This is a genomic window from Amycolatopsis regifaucium (assembly GCF_001613935.1).
In the GTDB taxonomy this organism is placed as follows: domain Bacteria; phylum Actinomycetota; class Actinomycetes; order Mycobacteriales; family Pseudonocardiaceae; genus Amycolatopsis; species Amycolatopsis regifaucium.
Genome location: NZ_LQCI01000010.1, coordinates 162383 through 177262, shown reverse-complemented (window position 1 = coordinate 177262; position 14880 = coordinate 162383). Strand labels below are relative to the sequence as shown.

Annotated in this window: 12 protein-coding genes and 1 riboswitch; of the genes, 3 read left to right on the top strand and 9 right to left on the bottom strand. The window is 69.2% G+C overall.

Features of this window, described 5'->3' with window-relative positions:
- The first annotated feature begins 122 nt into the window (after nucleotides 1-122).
- Nucleotides 123-1145: an Lrp/AsnC family transcriptional regulator gene (locus tag AVL48_RS13185; RefSeq protein ID WP_061983259.1), complete on the top strand. Its 1023-nt coding sequence runs from the start codon at nucleotides 123-125 to the stop codon at nucleotides 1143-1145.
- A 96-nt stretch (nucleotides 1146-1241) separates the two neighbouring features.
- On the opposite strand, the gene AVL48_RS13180 is transcribed toward AVL48_RS13185, so the two are convergent.
- The 9 genes from AVL48_RS13180 to ileS all read right to left on the bottom strand — a co-directional run bounded on the left by AVL48_RS13180 (nucleotide 1242) and on the right by ileS (nucleotide 13190).
- Nucleotides 1242-2168, bottom strand: coding sequence for an RluA family pseudouridine synthase (locus tag AVL48_RS13180; protein WP_061983258.1), 927 nt, complete (start codon nucleotides 2166-2168; stop codon nucleotides 1242-1244).
- Nucleotides 2165-2728 carry a signal peptidase II gene (gene lspA, locus AVL48_RS13175; protein ID WP_061983257.1) on the bottom strand — a complete coding sequence of 188 codons (564 nt, stop codon included), beginning with the start codon at nucleotides 2726-2728 and terminating at the stop codon, nucleotides 2165-2167. Before lspA ends, AVL48_RS13180 begins: the two co-directional genes overlap by 4 nt.
- 24 nt (nucleotides 2729-2752) lie before the next feature.
- Nucleotides 2753-3373: a hypothetical protein gene (locus AVL48_RS38275; RefSeq protein ID WP_061983256.1), complete on the bottom strand. Its 621-nt coding sequence runs from the start codon at nucleotides 3371-3373 to the stop codon at nucleotides 2753-2755.
- 19 nt (nucleotides 3374-3392) lie between these two features.
- Complete coding sequence (locus tag AVL48_RS13165) at nucleotides 3393-4757, bottom strand: aminotransferase class V-fold PLP-dependent enzyme (RefSeq protein ID WP_061983255.1); 1365 nt, start codon at nucleotides 4755-4757, stop codon at nucleotides 3393-3395.
- Between the two features lie 32 nt (nucleotides 4758-4789).
- Nucleotides 4790-4904, bottom strand: a riboswitch (SAM riboswitch).
- A 162-nt stretch (nucleotides 4905-5066) separates the two neighbouring features.
- Nucleotides 5067-5744, bottom strand: coding sequence for a M23 family metallopeptidase (locus AVL48_RS13160; protein ID WP_061983254.1), 678 nt, complete (start codon nucleotides 5742-5744; stop codon nucleotides 5067-5069).
- Nucleotides 5745-5886: 142 nt separating this feature from the next.
- Entirely contained in the window at nucleotides 5887-7365 is a 1479-nt protein-coding gene (locus AVL48_RS13155; protein WP_061983253.1) for a potassium/proton antiporter, read from the bottom strand.
- 113 nt (nucleotides 7366-7478) lie between these two features.
- Nucleotides 7479-8162, bottom strand: a complete 684-nt coding sequence (locus AVL48_RS13150; RefSeq protein ID WP_061983252.1) for an ArsR/SmtB family transcription factor — start codon at nucleotides 8160-8162, stop codon at nucleotides 7479-7481.
- Between the two features lie 43 nt (nucleotides 8163-8205).
- On the bottom strand, nucleotides 8206-9810 hold the full coding sequence (locus AVL48_RS13145) for a penicillin-binding transpeptidase domain-containing protein (protein WP_061983251.1): 1605 nt from the start codon (nucleotides 9808-9810) through the stop codon (nucleotides 8206-8208).
- Between the two features lie 209 nt (nucleotides 9811-10019).
- Nucleotides 10020-13190: an isoleucine--tRNA ligase gene (ileS, locus tag AVL48_RS13140; RefSeq protein WP_061983250.1), complete on the bottom strand. Its 3171-nt coding sequence runs from the start codon at nucleotides 13188-13190 to the stop codon at nucleotides 10020-10022.
- Between the two features lie 303 nt (nucleotides 13191-13493).
- Here ileS and AVL48_RS13135 point away from each other — a divergent pair, with 303 nt between their 5' ends.
- Together AVL48_RS13135 and AVL48_RS39010 are read left to right on the top strand one after the other, a co-directional pair.
- On the top strand, nucleotides 13494-14123 hold the full coding sequence (locus tag AVL48_RS13135) for a hypothetical protein (RefSeq protein ID WP_061983249.1): 630 nt from the start codon (nucleotides 13494-13496) through the stop codon (nucleotides 14121-14123).
- A gap of 210 nt (nucleotides 14124-14333) precedes the next feature.
- The gene (locus AVL48_RS39010; protein ID WP_156515766.1) at nucleotides 14334-14498 is read left to right on the top strand and encodes a hypothetical protein; all 165 of its coding nucleotides are present in this window, start codon (nucleotides 14334-14336) and stop codon (nucleotides 14496-14498) included.
- Nucleotides 14499-14880 lie beyond the last annotated feature (382 nt).

Here is a 14880-nt window from a genome sequence, read left to right as displayed (position 1 = left end):
AGGGGATCGGTGGAGGCGGTATCCCCGACCCTAATGGAGAGCGCGTCCTACCGAAGCCGGGTTTCGCGGCACGCGGACGGCCTTCGCACGGCGCCGGAGGCGAGGCGGTAGCGTTCCCGGACGTGGCCGTGACCGATCCCGTGGATACCCGCCTGCTCGCCGCCCTCGCGGACATGGGCAAGGCGGCCGTGCACGAACTCGCGGCCAAGGTCGGCATGGATCCGCGCGAGGTCGCGTACCGTCTGGTCGCCCTCTCCGGCAGCGGATTGCCGCTGCTCGTGGGTGTGGAAAGCGACCCGAACGGACTGCGGGCCGCCATCGCGAGTTCGCCGCCTTCCTGGGCGCAGCAGCCGCCACAGCCTCAACAGCCCCAGCGTCCGCCGGGCCACTCCGGACCGCACAACGTCCAGGGCACGCCGTCCGGTCCGTACAACGTGCAGGGCACCCCATCGGGTCCGTACAACGTCCAGGGAACGCCGTCAGGGCCGTACAACGTGCACGGCACGCCGTCGGGCCGCTATCCCGGGCCGCCGTCGGCCCCGGTGCGTCAGCCGATGGCCCCGCCTCCGCAGCCACAACAACGTCCGCCCGCACCGCAGCAGCAGCAGTTCGCGCCCCCGCTGCCGCCGCCCGACCCGGTGATGAGCACCTGGGGTGTCCCGCAGACCGCGTCCTGGGCCCGCGGCGACGAGCCGCAGGCCGCGCCGCCGCAGGCCCCGGAGGGCAAGAAGGGCCGGACAGGCGACGTCATGGAGACCCAAGGGCTGGAGGGCGAGCAGCTCGCCGTCCAGTTGCTCGAGGTCCAAGACCCGGCGGACTACCTGTTCAGCGCGGCAGGTTATTCGCTGGAGGCCGGTGAACGGTCGGTCGTGGTGCACACCGAGATCACCAACCGCGGGAACACCCCGTTCGTGTCCCTTCCGGACAACTACCTCGAACTGCTCACCGCGGACGGCAAGCCGATCGCGAAGGCGCCGGTCTCCCTGACCTCGCGTCCGCCGCACAAGATCGGCGTCCGGCCGGGCGAGACCCTCGGCGGCCACACCGTCTACGTGCTGCCGGACACCACCCGCGTGGTCGCCGTCCGGTGGTCACCCCGCCCGGAACCGGACGAGCGCACCCTCACCTGGTCGATCGACGACTAGCACCCCGCCCGCCCTGACTACCGCATTTAGAGGACTGAACGCGGTAGTTGCGCGCGCAAGGACCGCATTTCGTCCTCTAAATGCGGATTCGGGGGGTTAATTCTCGTCCTGGAGGATGCGCAGCGCGTTGGCCAGGTCGTCCGGGTACTCCGACTCGAACTCGACCCAGCGCCCGTCGGCGGGGTGGGCGAAACCGAGCGTCTTCGCGTGCAGCCACTGCCGGGACAGCCCGAGCTTGCGCGCCAGCACCGGGTCGGCGCCGTAGGTCAGGTCACCGACGCACGGGTGCTTGAGCGCCGAGAAGTGCACGCGGATCTGGTGCGTGCGGCCGGTCTCCAGCTTGATCTGGGCGAGCGACGCGGCACGGAAGGCCTCGACGACCTCGTAATGCGTGACGCTGGGGCGCCCGCCCTGTACGACGGCGAACTTGTAGTCGTGCCGGGGGTGCCGGTCGATCGGCGCGTCGATGGTGCCGCGCGTCGGGTCCGGATGGCCTTGGACGATCGCGTGGTAACCCTTGTCGACAGTGCGTTCCTTGAACGCCCGCTTCAGCACGGTGTACGCGTGCTCGCTCTTGGCCACCACCATCACGCCGGTGGTGCCCGCGTCCAGCCGGTGCACGACACCCTGGCGTTCGGCCGCGCCGGAGGTCGAGATTCGCAGCCCGCTGGCGGCGAGCCCGCCCACCACGGTCGGGCCGGTCCAGCCGGGGCTCGGGTGCACGGCGACGCCGACCGGCTTCGAGATCACCACGATGTCGTCATCGTCGTGCAGGATCTTCATGCCCTCGACGGGCTCCGCGACGACCTCGATCGGCGAGGCCGGATCGGGCAGCGTCACTTCGAGCAGTCCGCCGGCGGCCAGCCGGTCCGACTTCCCGGCCGTCCTGCCGTCGAGCAGGATCTCGCCGGATTCGGCCAGCTCCGCCACGACGGTGCGGGAAAGCCCCAGCAGTTTCGCCAGCCCCGCGTCGACGCGCATTCCGTCGAGCCCGTCGGGAACGGGCAGCATGCGCGCGCTCATTCTGTTGCCGCCTTCTTCTTGTCCTTTGTAGATGTTCCGTCGTAGTCCTTGCCCAGCAGGGAAAGGATGACGATGAGCACGCCGCCGACGCAGATGGCGGAGTCGGCGACGTTGAAGATCGCCCAGCCCTGCCCGTTCGGCGCGAACGCGGAGATCATGTCGACCACGTGCCCCCGCAGCGGGCCCGGCGCGCGGAAGATCCGGTCGGTCAGGTTGCCGAGCGCGCCGGCCAGCACCAGGCCGAGGCCGATCGCCCAGCCGACCGAACGCAGCCGCCGCGCCAGCCAGACGATGGCGACCACGACCGCGGCCGCGACCAGCGCGAGCACCCAGGTCAGCCCGGTCGCCATCGAGAAGGCGGCACCGGGGTTGCGCACCAGCTGGAAGTAGACCAGCCCGCCGAGGAACTCGACCGGTTGCTTGCCCTCCAGCGTGGACACCGCGAGCTGCTTGGTGAGCAGGTCGATCCCCCACAGCACGGCGGCGACGACGAACACCACGGCGACGCGCTTCCTGGGCAACGGCGGCGACGGCGGCGCGGTCTCGGGCTCTGTACTCACTCCCCCATTCTCCACGGAGCGTGCTCAGGTCTGTCCGGCGGCCGCCTTCGGCCTGCTCAACAGCGCCGCGAACGCCCCGGCGAGCACGACCAGTGACGACAGCAGCAGTGCGAGCTGTCCTTGGGCGAGCACGACCGCGCAGAACACGAAGGCCGCCGCCACGACCAGCACCAGCACGCTGCGGTCCAGCCAGGCGAGCACGACCAGACCCAGCGTCAGCAGGACCGCGCTCCGCGCGTCGCCGTCCATGTCGAATTCCCGATATCCGACCAGATCCGCCAGCACGATGCCGACCAGCCCGCCGACGGCGAGCGCGAGCACCTTCCACCACCGCGGGCCGTTCCCCGCCCGCCTGGCCTTGACGGCGTAGAAGAGCACAGTGCCGAGGTAGACCGCGAGTACGGCGAACAGCCAGCCGTCGTTCCGGCCGACGCCGTAGAACGACGCGTCCAACACCGCCGCGCTTTCGCGGCTCATTTCCACGCCGTACAGGTTCTGCGTCAGGAACTGCTGGCTGTTACCGGGCGCGTAGGCGAACCAGCCCTCCGTCCACGGCGGGCGGCCGAAGGACAGCGCCATCACGATCAGCTGGGCGAACCCCAGCGACGCCAACGGAAACCAGTAACGCGGCCGCTCGTTCCCCATGCCGGGTGAGGGTAGTGGGTCAGGCGCAGAACGGGGGAAGCTCCCGGGGATCGTTCTCCGGCACCCAGCGGCCCTCCGGCTTCTCGTACTGCCAGCGGGCGCCGCGGGCGACGATCTGGCGCAGCGCCAGCACGAGCCGGTCCACGTGCTCGGTGGTGCTGCCGAGGCCGAGGCTGACCCGGACGGCCTGCTGGCCGGCCGAACCGGCGGCGGAGATCAGCCGCTTGGTCGCGATATGCGCGCAGAACGCGCCGTCCCGCACCCCGATGCCGTACTCCGCGGACAGGACCGCGGCGAGCCAGCCCGGCTCGAAGCCGTCGACGACGAAGCTCAGCGTGCCGACCCGGTCGACCGGCGCGTCGAACAACCGCAGCTCGGCGAAGCCGGGGACACCGGCGAGACCGCGCCGCAGCCGGGCCAGCAGTTCGTCCTCGTGGGCGACGACCGCGTCCCAAGTCCCGGCCAGCGTCTCGCAAGCGACACCGAGGGCGTAAACGCCGACGGTGTTGGGGGAACCGGCTTCGTGCCGCTCGGCGCCGGAGTTCCAGACGACACCGAGGTCCTCTGAGTCGCGAGTGACCAGCTTCGTCGCACCGCCACCGGCGAGGTACGGCTGGGCGGCCCGCAGCCAGTCGGCGCGGCCGACCAGCGCACCGGCACCGAAAGGCGCGTACAGCTTGTGGCCCGACAGCGCGATGTAGTCGACGTCCAGCTCGCGCGCGGAGATCCGGCGGTGCGGCGCGAGCTGCGCGGCGTCGAGGGCGATCCGGGCGCCGTGCCGTCGCGCGACGGCGGCGATCTCCTTGACCGGCAACAGTTCCCCGGTCACGTTGGACGCGCCGGTGACGACGACCAGCCGCGGGCCCTGCGGGCAGTCCGCGAGCGCTTCGTCCACAGCGGACACCGCGGCGAGGCGGGTTCGTGGCGTCTTGATCCGGCGGACGTTCGGGCCCTTCCACGGCAGCAGGGCGGCGTGGTGGTCGGTGTCGAACACGACGACCGACGTGTGCTTCGGCAGGCTGCGGGCGAGCAGGTTGAAGGAATCGGTGGTGTTGCGGGTGAACACGACGGTGTCGGTCGATCGGGCGTCGACGAACTTCCGCAGGATTCCGCGCGTGCGCTCGTAAAGCTTGGTGGAGATCTGCGAGGCGAACCCGGCGCCGCGGTGCACGCTGGCGTACCAGGGCAAGAACTCGTCGACCGCGTCGCGCACCTTGTCCAGACAGGGAGCGCTCGCCGCGTGGTCGAGGTTGGCGTAACCGATGTCGCCGCCGGTGACCAGCGGGACCCGCAGCTCCGCACAGGCGACGGTCGGGATTTCGTTTGTGGCAACGGTTTCCGCGACGGTGGCGGGGGTGCTGGTGCGTTCGAGAGCGAGTGTCATCGTCATCCTCCGGGCCAGGGGACCCGACGAGGATCCCGCGCTTGCCCGTCGCACCGCGCGACGAGCCAGGTCCTCACCCGGGGCACCCCACCGCGGAAGGAGGGTTGCCGGTCAGCTAGCCGGGGCTTGACGCTGACACTCGTGACCTAGGGACGAAGTTAGCGGATGTCGTGGCGATCGAGCCACCCCTTGCCCGCATGTTGAGACGCCGCTCACGTACTCCGCAAGCGAAAAGAACCCCGCATTTCGTCCTCTGAATGCGATAGATGCACGCGCAAATACCGCATCCAGAGGACAGAACGCGAGACGTCAGACGCGGAAACGGCCGGGCAGGGACACGACGGAGCGGGAGGCGACCTCGGTCGCGGTACCCGAGTACTGATCGGCGCCCGCCGTGAACTGCCAGCCGCCGAAGGTCTTGCCGTCGATCGCTTCGCCGTAGGCCTCGGCGACCTTGGTCGAAACCTCGTCGTAGGACATCCCGTTCCAGTCGCCCGCGCCGACGCCGAAGTCGCGGGAGTCACCGCCCTTGGCGGCCGTGGGCAGGGTCCACAGGGTGAAGTGCACGTGCGCGCCGGTGCTGCTGCCGCCACAGGGCAGCGCGTTCCCGGTCCGGCCGAGGGTGTCACCGGGGACGACCCGCTGGCCGTCGGTGACCGAAATGCCCTCGAGGTGGTAGTACCCGGTCCGCCAGCCGCCGTCGTGGTCGACGGTCACCCAGTCACCGCCGTCGCAGTGCTGGATCCGGACGGTGCCCGCCAGCGGGACGCGGACGGTCTTGTCCGCCGGGCTGAAGTCGATGGCGTTCTTGACGCCGGAGGTGCCGTTGTCCGAGTGGATCCCCGCCGAGTAGACCGACTGGCCGGTGTCGAACGGCAAGCCGAACGCCGGAAACGCGCCCGCGGCAGAGGCGGGTGCCGACAGGATCACCCCTACGAGAACCGCCGCCGCCCCCAGACCGGCGAACTGCGCACGAAGCTTCGTCACCTTGCGTACTCCTTAACCCGTGGCACTCACCCATTCGATGGAGTGGATTGCCGGGAAAGTAATCCAAAAGGAGGACGAAAAGGAATAACCTGTGACGAATTTTCTGAAATCAACCGACGAACGACTGGTGCGGGTTCGTGACCTACTGGCCGGATTCGCCCTTCCACCTGGCGAGGCGACCGGCGCGGTCGACGGCACGGAGCCGTCGTTCGGCACCGTCACGGGCTTCGGAGGTGGTCACGACGAGTAACTGATCCCGTTCCTGGAGCCGGGTGTTCTTGTTGGGCGTGAACCCGGTGCCGTCGCGGACGAGCAGGCTGATCGTCGCCCCCACCGGAAGCCGCAGTTCCGCCAGGTAGACGCCGTGCATTTTGGACCCGGGATGGATGCGGACCTGCAGCAGCTCGGCACCCATTTCGTCGAGGGGCGCGGAGTCGACGTCGATCTCGTGCGCTTCGGAGTGCTGTGCCAGCCCGAGCACCTTGGCGAGCGGGGTCAAGGTCGCGCCTTGGAGCAGGGTCAGCACGATGACCAGGACGAACACCGCGTCGACGAGTTCCTGCGCGCCGGGCACCCCGGACGACAGCGGGATCAGCGCGAGCACGATCGGGACCGCCCCGCGCAAGCCGGCCCAGGACAGGAACACCTGTTCTCGCCATGGGATCTTGAACGGCAGTGCCGACAGCACGACCGACAGCGGACGAGCCAGCAACAACACGACCGCGCCCGCCACCAGCCCTTGGACCAGGCTCTCCAGGATCCTGCTCGGCGAGGCGAACAGGCCCAGCAGCACGAACAGCCCGATCTGCGCGAGCCAGCCGAGCCCTTCGGCGAAGGAAAGCGTGTCCGAGCGGTGCGGCAGCTTCGAATTACCCAGCACCAGCGCCGCGACATAGGTGGCGAGCAGGCCCGACGCGTGCGCGAGCTGCCCGCTCGAATAGGCGACGACGCACACCGCGACCGTGGCGAGCGGGTACAGACCGGTGGCCGGGAGCGCGGCCCGGCGCAGCGCCTGGGCGCCACCCCAGCCGAAGGCGAGGCCGATCACCAGTCCGGCGGCGAGTTCGTAGACCACCAGCAGCGGCAGCGACCAGTCCACCATCGTGCCCTCGGCAAGGACGACGACGGCGATGTAGGCCGGAGCGTCGTTGATCCCCGACTCGATTTCCAGCGCGCCGACGAGCCGCTTCCCGATCCCCGCCGATCTCAGCACCGAGAAGACGGCGGCGGCGTCGGTCGAGGCGAGCACCGCGCCCCACAGCAGCGCCATCCGCCAGTCGAGACCGAGCAGCCAGTGCAACGCGGCGCCGGTGACCGCGATGCTCACCGCGACGGCCACTGTGGACAGTGCGATTCCGATGCCCAGCGAGGGTTTGACGGCCGACCACCGGGTGGTGAGACCACCTTCGGACAGGATCATCACCAGCGCGGCGAGGCCGAGCGACTGGGTGAGCTCGGAGTTGTCGAACTGGATGCCGAACCCGGCTTCCCCGAGCAGGACCCCCATCCCCAGATAGAGCAGCAGAGAGGGAAGGCCGACCCGGATCGACACCCGGACGGCGATCACGGCCACGAGCAGGACGGCGCCGCCGGTACCCAGGATGAGCGGGAGCTGCTCCATGAGTCGCCTCCCGTCCGGCCGCCGTGAGGGCTCCAGAATAGTGAGGCGGTGCTCGTCACTCCTTCGTGTACCGCTTGACGGCGCGTCGACCGGCCTGTGTTACAGACTGTCCTTTAAGGACTGCGCAGGGCCACCAGGTCGACCCCGAGCACCGCGAACGGCTCTTCCGCCCCGGGGAGGACCTTCACCGCGCGGTTGCCCTCACGGGTCAACCAGCCGGCACTCACTCCGTGAGACAGTAACGCCGCCGGTACCCGGCCCGCCAGGTGTTCACGGCGCACCGTCCAATCCAGACAGTCGCGGAGCAGCGGACGGCGGCTCTCGGCGATCTCCACGCCCAGTTCACCCAGCACCTCACGACCTCGTCCGGTCAGCGTCAAGCCGTCCGCCTCGGCGATCAGGCCGGTGGCGAGCATCCCGTCCCGGATCGCGACGCCGACCTTCCCCGCGAGGTGGTCGTAGCAGGTCCGCGCGAATTCCAGCCGCCGCGCCCGGACCGACGAACGCAACCCCTTCACCGGACGGTGGGCGGCGTGCTGCGCCAGATGCTCGATCAGCTCCGCCACCCGGGGGTCGGCGATCCGGACGTAGCTGTGCCGCCCCTGCTTGACGCGCGCGACGAATCCGGCCTCGGCCAGTTTCGTCACGTGCTCGCTGGCCGTCGACGCGGCCACGTCGGCCGCGCCCGCGAGTTCGGTCACCGTCCAGGCGCGCCCGTCCAGCAGCGCGAGGCACATCGACGCGCGGCTCGGATCGGCGAGCACGGCCGCGACCTCGGCCAAGGCGATCGTTTCCATCGGCTCACCGTAGAAGACCGACGTTTCGGCGAAGGCCGAACCGTCAGCCTGCCAGGAACTTCGCCGCCAGCTGGACGGCGGGTTCGGAGTCGTTGGAACCTTCGAGCATGACCGCGAACGCCACGTCGCCGCGGTAGCCGACGAACCAGCCGTTGGCGCCGGCGCCGGAGCCGAACTGCGCCGTCCCGGTCTTGCCGAAGACGGCTCCGCTGCTCTTCAACGCCTTGGCGGTCCCGGTCGTGCAGACCTCGCGCATCATCGCCCGGATCTGGTTCAGCACCCCCGGCGACGGGGCCTGGTAACCGGTGTTGACCTTGGTCTCCAGCCCTTGCCACAGCTTCGGCACCACCGGCTTCCCCGCCGCGACGGTGGCGGCCATCAGCGCCGCACCCAAGGGGCTGACCTGCACCTTTCCCTGTCCGATGCCGGCTTCGACCTGTTCGTCGCCGCTGCTCGACGGCTCCACCTTCCCGGTCTCGGTGGCCAGACCGGGGATCTCGAAGTCGGCGTTGAGGCCGAACTGGTTCGCGGCCTTCGCGAGGCCGTCCGCGGGCAGCTGCCCGGCGAGCCGCCCGAAGGTCGTGTTGCACGACGCGGCGAACGCCGTCTTCACCGAGACGGTCCCGAGGTCGAACCCGTTGTCGTTCTTGAGCGTGCGGGTCCCGATCTGCTCGCTGCCGGGGCAGGCCACCGGCGAGTCGGCGGAGATCCCGCTTTGCTGTAGCGCCGCTGTCGCCGTGGCGATCTTGAAGGCCGACCCCGGCGAGTACAGCCCACTGAGCGCCTTCGGCTGGTTCCCGGCCGCGCCGTTCTGCGCGACCGCCAGGAGGTCGCCCGAGGTTTTCATCGCGACGATGATCGCCGGGCCTCCGAAGCCGTCGACGGCTTTCTGCGCGGCGCTCTGGGACGCCACGCTCAAGGTCGAAACCAGCGGCTGGTCAGTCTCCTTGGTCTGCCCGAAGAGCGTCTCGACCGGCTTGCCCGAGGCGTCGAGACGCGACACGGCGACCGAGGCCGCCGTTCCGGTGCCGCCGTTCTGCTCGGACGCGACCTTGGACAGCGCCCCCTGAAGGATCGGCGCGACGCCCGCCGCGTCCCCGCCGACGAGGGCCTTGCCGTCCCGGTCGGCCACGACCGGTTTGGCCGAAACGGGTGTAAGCGACAGCTGCTGACCGGCTTCGAGCTTCGGGTGGATCACCGACGGCGCCCAGCGGACCACCCACTTCCCGGCGTTGCGGACCAGCTCCAGCTTGCCTTCGTACTTCCAGACGTTGTCGCCCGCGAAGGTCCACGAAGCGTGGAAGGTGGCCGAAGTCGTGGTCGCTTCCCCCGGCGTCGTCGGAACCTCGCCGAGAACCGTCTTGACCGACGCCCCGCTGAGCGCGCCGCGAGTAGCCGACAGCGCGGCCGTAGCCGCAGCCGGGTCGTCGACCGGGGCGCCGGTCAGGTCACCGGTGTCGAACTGCCGCAGGAAACGGGTGGCGATCTGCGCCGGGCTCTCCGGCGCGCCCTCGGTGGATCCCCCCGGGCCGTCGGTGGCGGCGGGCGCCTGATCCTCCTGGACCAGCAGTACCACCGCGGCCACCACGACGGCGACGACCGCCAGCACGGCGCCGATCAGGATTCCTCGTTTTCGGGCAGGACTCATGGACTCGCTCTCCCCCAGTGCGGCGCACCCCTCGCGCGCCTCGGGCCAGCCTGCCCATTTCCCCCGCGCAAGGCTCCCTTCGAGCAGGAAAGCGACGTTTCCGAATCCGTTTCGTGATCCGCGCGGGTTCGGTCGTCGGGTCAAAATGAGATGAAAGGCCCCTTTATTGCAAAATTTGCAATGAAGGGGCCTTTCATCTCACTCTCGGGTCAAGCCTTGGCGACCGCCACGGTCACCTTGGTGCCCTCGCCGACCGTTCCGGCCGAGCCGTCGGCGACGGCGTCGTAAGCCACCGAAGTCGCCAAGGTCTCCGAAGAGATGAACTCCTCGTGCGTCTTCGCGGCCGTGACCACGTCGTCCGGCGCGTCGACGGTGAGCGAGATCCGGTCGGCGACGTCGAGACCCGCGTCCCGGCGGGCCTGCTGCACGACCCGGACCAGGTCGCGGGCCAGCCCCTCGGCCGCCAGTTCGTCGGTGACCTCGGTGTCGATCAGCACCAGCCCCGCCCCGCCGGGCAGTTCCGCGGCCGCGCCGCCGCCCTTGGCGACCAGGCGGCGCTCGTACTCGCCCTCGACGAGTTCGATGCCGGCCGCCACGACGGCGCCACTCTCGGACGTCGTCCACTCGCCCGCCTTGACGGCCTTGATCACCGTCTGGACGTCCTTGCCCAGCCGCGGCCCGGCGGCACGGGCGTTGACCGCGACCTCGAAGCCGCCGTGCGCGGCGACGTCCGTGGTCAGGTCGACGGATTTGACGTTGACCTCGTCGCGCAGGATGTCGGTGAACTCGCGCAGCGAGTCGGCCTCCTCCGCGGCGACGACCAGCTTGGCCAGCGGCAGCCGGACCCGCAGCTTGTTCGACTTCCGCAGCGAAAGCGCCGAAGACGCCACCTGCCGCACCCTGTCCATCGCCGTCACCAGCGCCGCGTCGGCGGGCAGGTCGAGGGAGTTCGGCCAGTCGGTCAGGTGGACCGAACGGCCGCCGGTCAGCCCGCGCCAAACGACCTCGGTGGTCAGCGGCAGCAACGGCGCCACCACCCGCGACGTCACCTCCAGCACGGTGTGGAGGGTGTCGATCGCGTCCTGCTCGCCCGCCCAGAACCGGTCGCGCGACCGGCGCACGTACCAGTTCGTGAGTACTTCGAGGAAGTCGCGGACGGTCGAACAGGCACCGGCGACGTCGTAGGTGTCGAGCGCGTGCTCGACGTCGGTCACCAGCTCGTGCGTCTTCGCCAGCACGTACCGGTCGAGCACGTGCTTCGAATCCGTGCGCCACTTGCCTTCCACACCCTCGGCGTTCGCGTACAGGGCGAGGAAGTAGTACGAGTTCCACAGCGGCAGCACGGCCTGGCGGACGGCGTCGCGGATGCCCTTGTCGGTGACGATCAGGTTCCCGCCGCGCAGGATCGGGCTCGCCATCAGGTACCAGCGCATGGCGTCCGAGCCGTCGCGGTCGAAGACCTCGTTGACGTCCGGGTAGTTGCGCAGCGACTTGGACATCTTCTGGCCGTCCGAGCCGAGCACGATGCCGTGCGAGATACAGGTGCGGAACGCCGGCCGGTCGAACAACGCGGTCGCCAGCACGTGCAGCAGGTAGAACCAGCCGCGGGTCTGCCCGATGTACTCGACGATGAAGTCACCCGGGTAGTGGTGCTCGAACCAGTCCGTGTTCTCGAACGGGTAGTGGACCTGGGCGTACGGCATCGAACCCGAGTCGAACCAGACGTCGAACACGTCCTCGATCCGGCGCATGGTGGACTTCCCGGTCGGGTCGTCCGGGTTGGGCCGGGTCAGCTCGTCGACGAAGGGCCGGTGCAGGTTTTCCAGCCGCACGCCGAAGTCCCGCTCGAGTTCGTCGAGCGAGCCGTAGACGTCCGTGCGCGGGTACGCCGGGTCGTCCGACTGCCACACCGGGATCGGCGTGCCCCAGTACCGGTTGCGCGAGATCGACCAGTCGCGGGCGTTCTCCAGCCACTTGCCGAACTGGCCGTCCTTGACGTTCTCCGGGTACCAGGTGATCTGCTGGTTCAGCTCGATCATCCGGTCCTTGAACTCGGTCACCGCGACGAACCACGACGAAACGGCGCGGTAGATCAACGGGTTCCGGCAGCGCCAGCAGTGCGGGTACGGGTGCTCGTAGGTCTCGTGGCGCAGCAGTACCGCGCCCTGGCGGCCGGCGGAACCGGTGCCGTTCTTGAGATCCTTGATGATGTTCGGGTTCGCGTCGAACACCTGCTGTCCCGCGTAGTCCGGGACGGTGGCGTCGAATTTGCCCTGCGCGTCGACCGGCGTGACCGGCACGATCCCGACGGCGTCGGTGACGGCCTTGTCCTCTTCACCGTAGGCGGGCGCGATGTGGACGACACCGGTGCCGTCCTCGGTGGTGACATAGTCCGCGGACAGCACGCGGTGCGCGTGCTCGTGCCCCGCGAAGTACGGGAACGGTGGGGCGTAACGGGTTCCGAGCAGTTCGGTACCGGTGTAGTGCCCGACGACCGTCGGCTCTTCGCCGAGTTCGCGCGCGTACGCGGCGACGCGCGCTTCGGCGAGCAGGAACCGCTTGCCTTCCTGCGCCTCCGACTCCACGACGACGTACCGGACATCGGGGTGCACCGCGGTCGCGAGGTTGGACGGCAGCGTCCACGGCGTCGTGGTCCAGATCAACAGGTATGTGCCGTCGAGTTCGTTGTCGTTGCCCTCCAGGCGGAAACCGACCGTGACGGCCGGGTCCTGGCGGCTCGCGTAGACGTCGTCGTCCATGCGCAGCTCGTGATTGGACAGCGGCGTCTCGTCGCGCCAGCAGTACGGGAGGACGCGGTAGCCCTCGTAGACGAGGCCCTTGTCCCACAGCTGTTTGAACGCCCAGAGCACCGACTCCATGTAGGTGATGTCGAGCGTCTTGTAGTCGTTGTCGAAGTCGACCCAGCGCGCCTGGCGGGTGACGTAGTCCTGCCATTCGCCGGTGTAGCGCAGCACGGACTCGCGGCACGCGTCGTTGAAGACGTCGATGCCCATGGCGTCGATCTCGGACTTCTCGGTGATCCCGAGCTGACGCATCGCCTCGAGCTCGGCGGGCAGACCATGGGTGTCCCAGCCGAAGCGGCGGTCGACGCGCTTGCCCTTCATGGTCTGGTAACGCGGCACCAGGTCCTTCACGTACCCGGTGAGGAGGTGACCGTAGTGCGGGAGACCGTTGGCGAACGGCGGACCGTCGTAGAAGACGTACTCGTTCGAGCCGTTGTGCCCGGCCTCGCGGGCTTCGATGCTGGCCTGGAAGGTCCGATCGGATTCCCAATACGCGAGGACGCGCTTCTCCGACTCGGGGAACGAAGGCTGGGACGGGACGCCGGCCTCGCCGTCCATCTGTGCCTTGGGATACATCTTCGGTGCTCCTCGCGGTTCGTCTCTCTCGTACGGGCTTTCACCCACACGGGGACGAGACGGCCGTTTCCGGCGCGTTCCGCGGTACCACCCCGCTTGCCCGGCCGGTGGTGTTCCGGCTGGGCCGCTCATTCGACGGCTGTGACGGGCCGTACCCGTCCGGTTCTACTGAGGGCGCGGGCCCTGTTCTTCCGGAGGCTCCCCGGTGATGGCCGGATCGGTGCCAGTTGTCTCAAGAGTAGCGCGCGGGGGCAACCCGATTGTCCGGGGTGGGCGAAAACGCGGAGGCGGTGATCGAGCGCCGTGGCCAGGCTGCGCTGGAGCTCCCCGCGCGAGAGTTCACGGTGCTCCAGATGTGGCGCGGGGATCAAGGCCGACCAGCTGATCCACGCGGGCAGACCGGAGGAGGCGACGCGGCTCCTCATCGACGAGGACACCTGCTCGCGGCAGCCCCATTCGATGCTCGCCGCGCTCATGCTCACTTACGTCCGGCTGGGGCGGCTGGAGAAAGCGGTCGACGCGTTCCGGCAGTCCTACTCCGCGTTTTGGTCCAAGCCGGAAAATCTCGACGCGATCGCGCGGCATGTGGAATTCTGTGCGCGCACCGGTAATTCCGAGGCGGCACGGAAACTGGTGGAGCGCCATGCCTGGAGGCGGTACGTTCCCTCGGCCGAGAGGGATTTCCACGCCGCCGCGGCGCTCGCGTTCGGGCCGGGGTCGGAACACGGTTCCGCCGCGCCGGCCGTCGCGGCAAGGTTCGACGCCCGCAATGGCAATTCCGCGCGAAGCGAGCGGATCCGGGCGTTCATGACCGGGGAACCGGTGGTGGATGCGCTGGATCTGGGGGATTCGTTGTCGCCGCGCGCTCGGGAACTAAGTCCGGCGTCAGGCCGCGCTCTCCCGGATCGCCCTGAACCGGTCTCTCGACGGTGACGACGCCCTCGCCGACCTACGGGAAAGGGTCGACCGCTTGGCCGTGCTGGACGAACCCGCCGAGCATCTGCGTGCCGCGCTGCGGCTCGCGGAAGCCTGGGAGTTTTCGGTGACCTTGACTCCGCGCTCAAGGCACTGGAGAACGTAAAACCGCGTACCGACGACGAAGTCTTGTTGGGAGACCACGCGCACCGTTGCGGGGACTTCGTGGTGAAATCGGGACTTGCTTTGCAATTCGTCCAGTTCGCCGCCGAGTACTACGAAACCGTCCACGCCCATTCGAAAGCCGCCGGAGCGCGGATGGGCGCGGCGTGGACCCTCGCCATGACCGGGGAATTCGCGGCGGCGCTGGAGATGTGCGAGCGGATCGGTTGAGGACTCGCCCTCAAGAAGCCCGCCAGGCGTCTTCGCAGCATGTTCTCCGCGCGGTCGTATAGATCGTTATACAGCCGCCAGGTCAGCCTGTGTCCTGAGGTGTGCGGCCAAGGGTGCCGTCACGGCGCTTGACGAACCACAACTCCGGCCGGGCGTCGTTCGGATCCTCGTTGCGGGGCTCCTTGCCATCGGGATCCAGCTTGTCCAAGAACCGTCGCCCCGCCCGACAAGCCAAATCGACCAGATCTCGGGCACGGTGGAAGGGATGCGGGCGAGGGTGCGGACGATCGCGTCGATCTGCGCACTACCGATCGCACCCTCCGCCGCCACCTCGGCGGTCGAAGGCGCCCAAGGAGACACCGGATCCCCACCCAGAGCCCGG

What these genes read in the sequence shown, in the direction of transcription:
- AVL48_RS13180 (WP_061983258.1), bottom strand. Translation starts at nt 2,168, where the DNA reads ATGAGCGCGCGCATGCTGCCCGTTCCCGACGGGCTCGACGGAATGCGC.
- ileS (WP_061983250.1), bottom strand. Translation starts at nt 13,190, where the DNA reads ATGTATCCCAAGGCACAGATGGACGGCGAGGCCGGCGTCCCGTCCCAG.
- AVL48_RS13145 (WP_061983251.1), bottom strand. Translation starts at nt 9,810, where the DNA reads ATGAGTCCTGCCCGAAAACGAGGAATCCTGATCGGCGCCGTGCTGGCG.
- AVL48_RS13165 (WP_061983255.1), bottom strand. Translation starts at nt 4,757, where the DNA reads ATGACACTCGCTCTCGAACGCACCAGCACCCCCGCCACCGTCGCGGAA.
- AVL48_RS13155 (WP_061983253.1), bottom strand. Translation starts at nt 7,365, where the DNA reads ATGGAGCAGCTCCCGCTCATCCTGGGTACCGGCGGCGCCGTCCTGCTC.
- AVL48_RS13150 (WP_061983252.1), bottom strand. Translation starts at nt 8,162, where the DNA reads ATGGAAACGATCGCCTTGGCCGAGGTCGCGGCCGTGCTCGCCGATCCG.
- AVL48_RS38275 (WP_061983256.1), bottom strand. Translation starts at nt 3,373, where the DNA reads ATGGGGAACGAGCGGCCGCGTTACTGGTTTCCGTTGGCGTCGCTGGGG.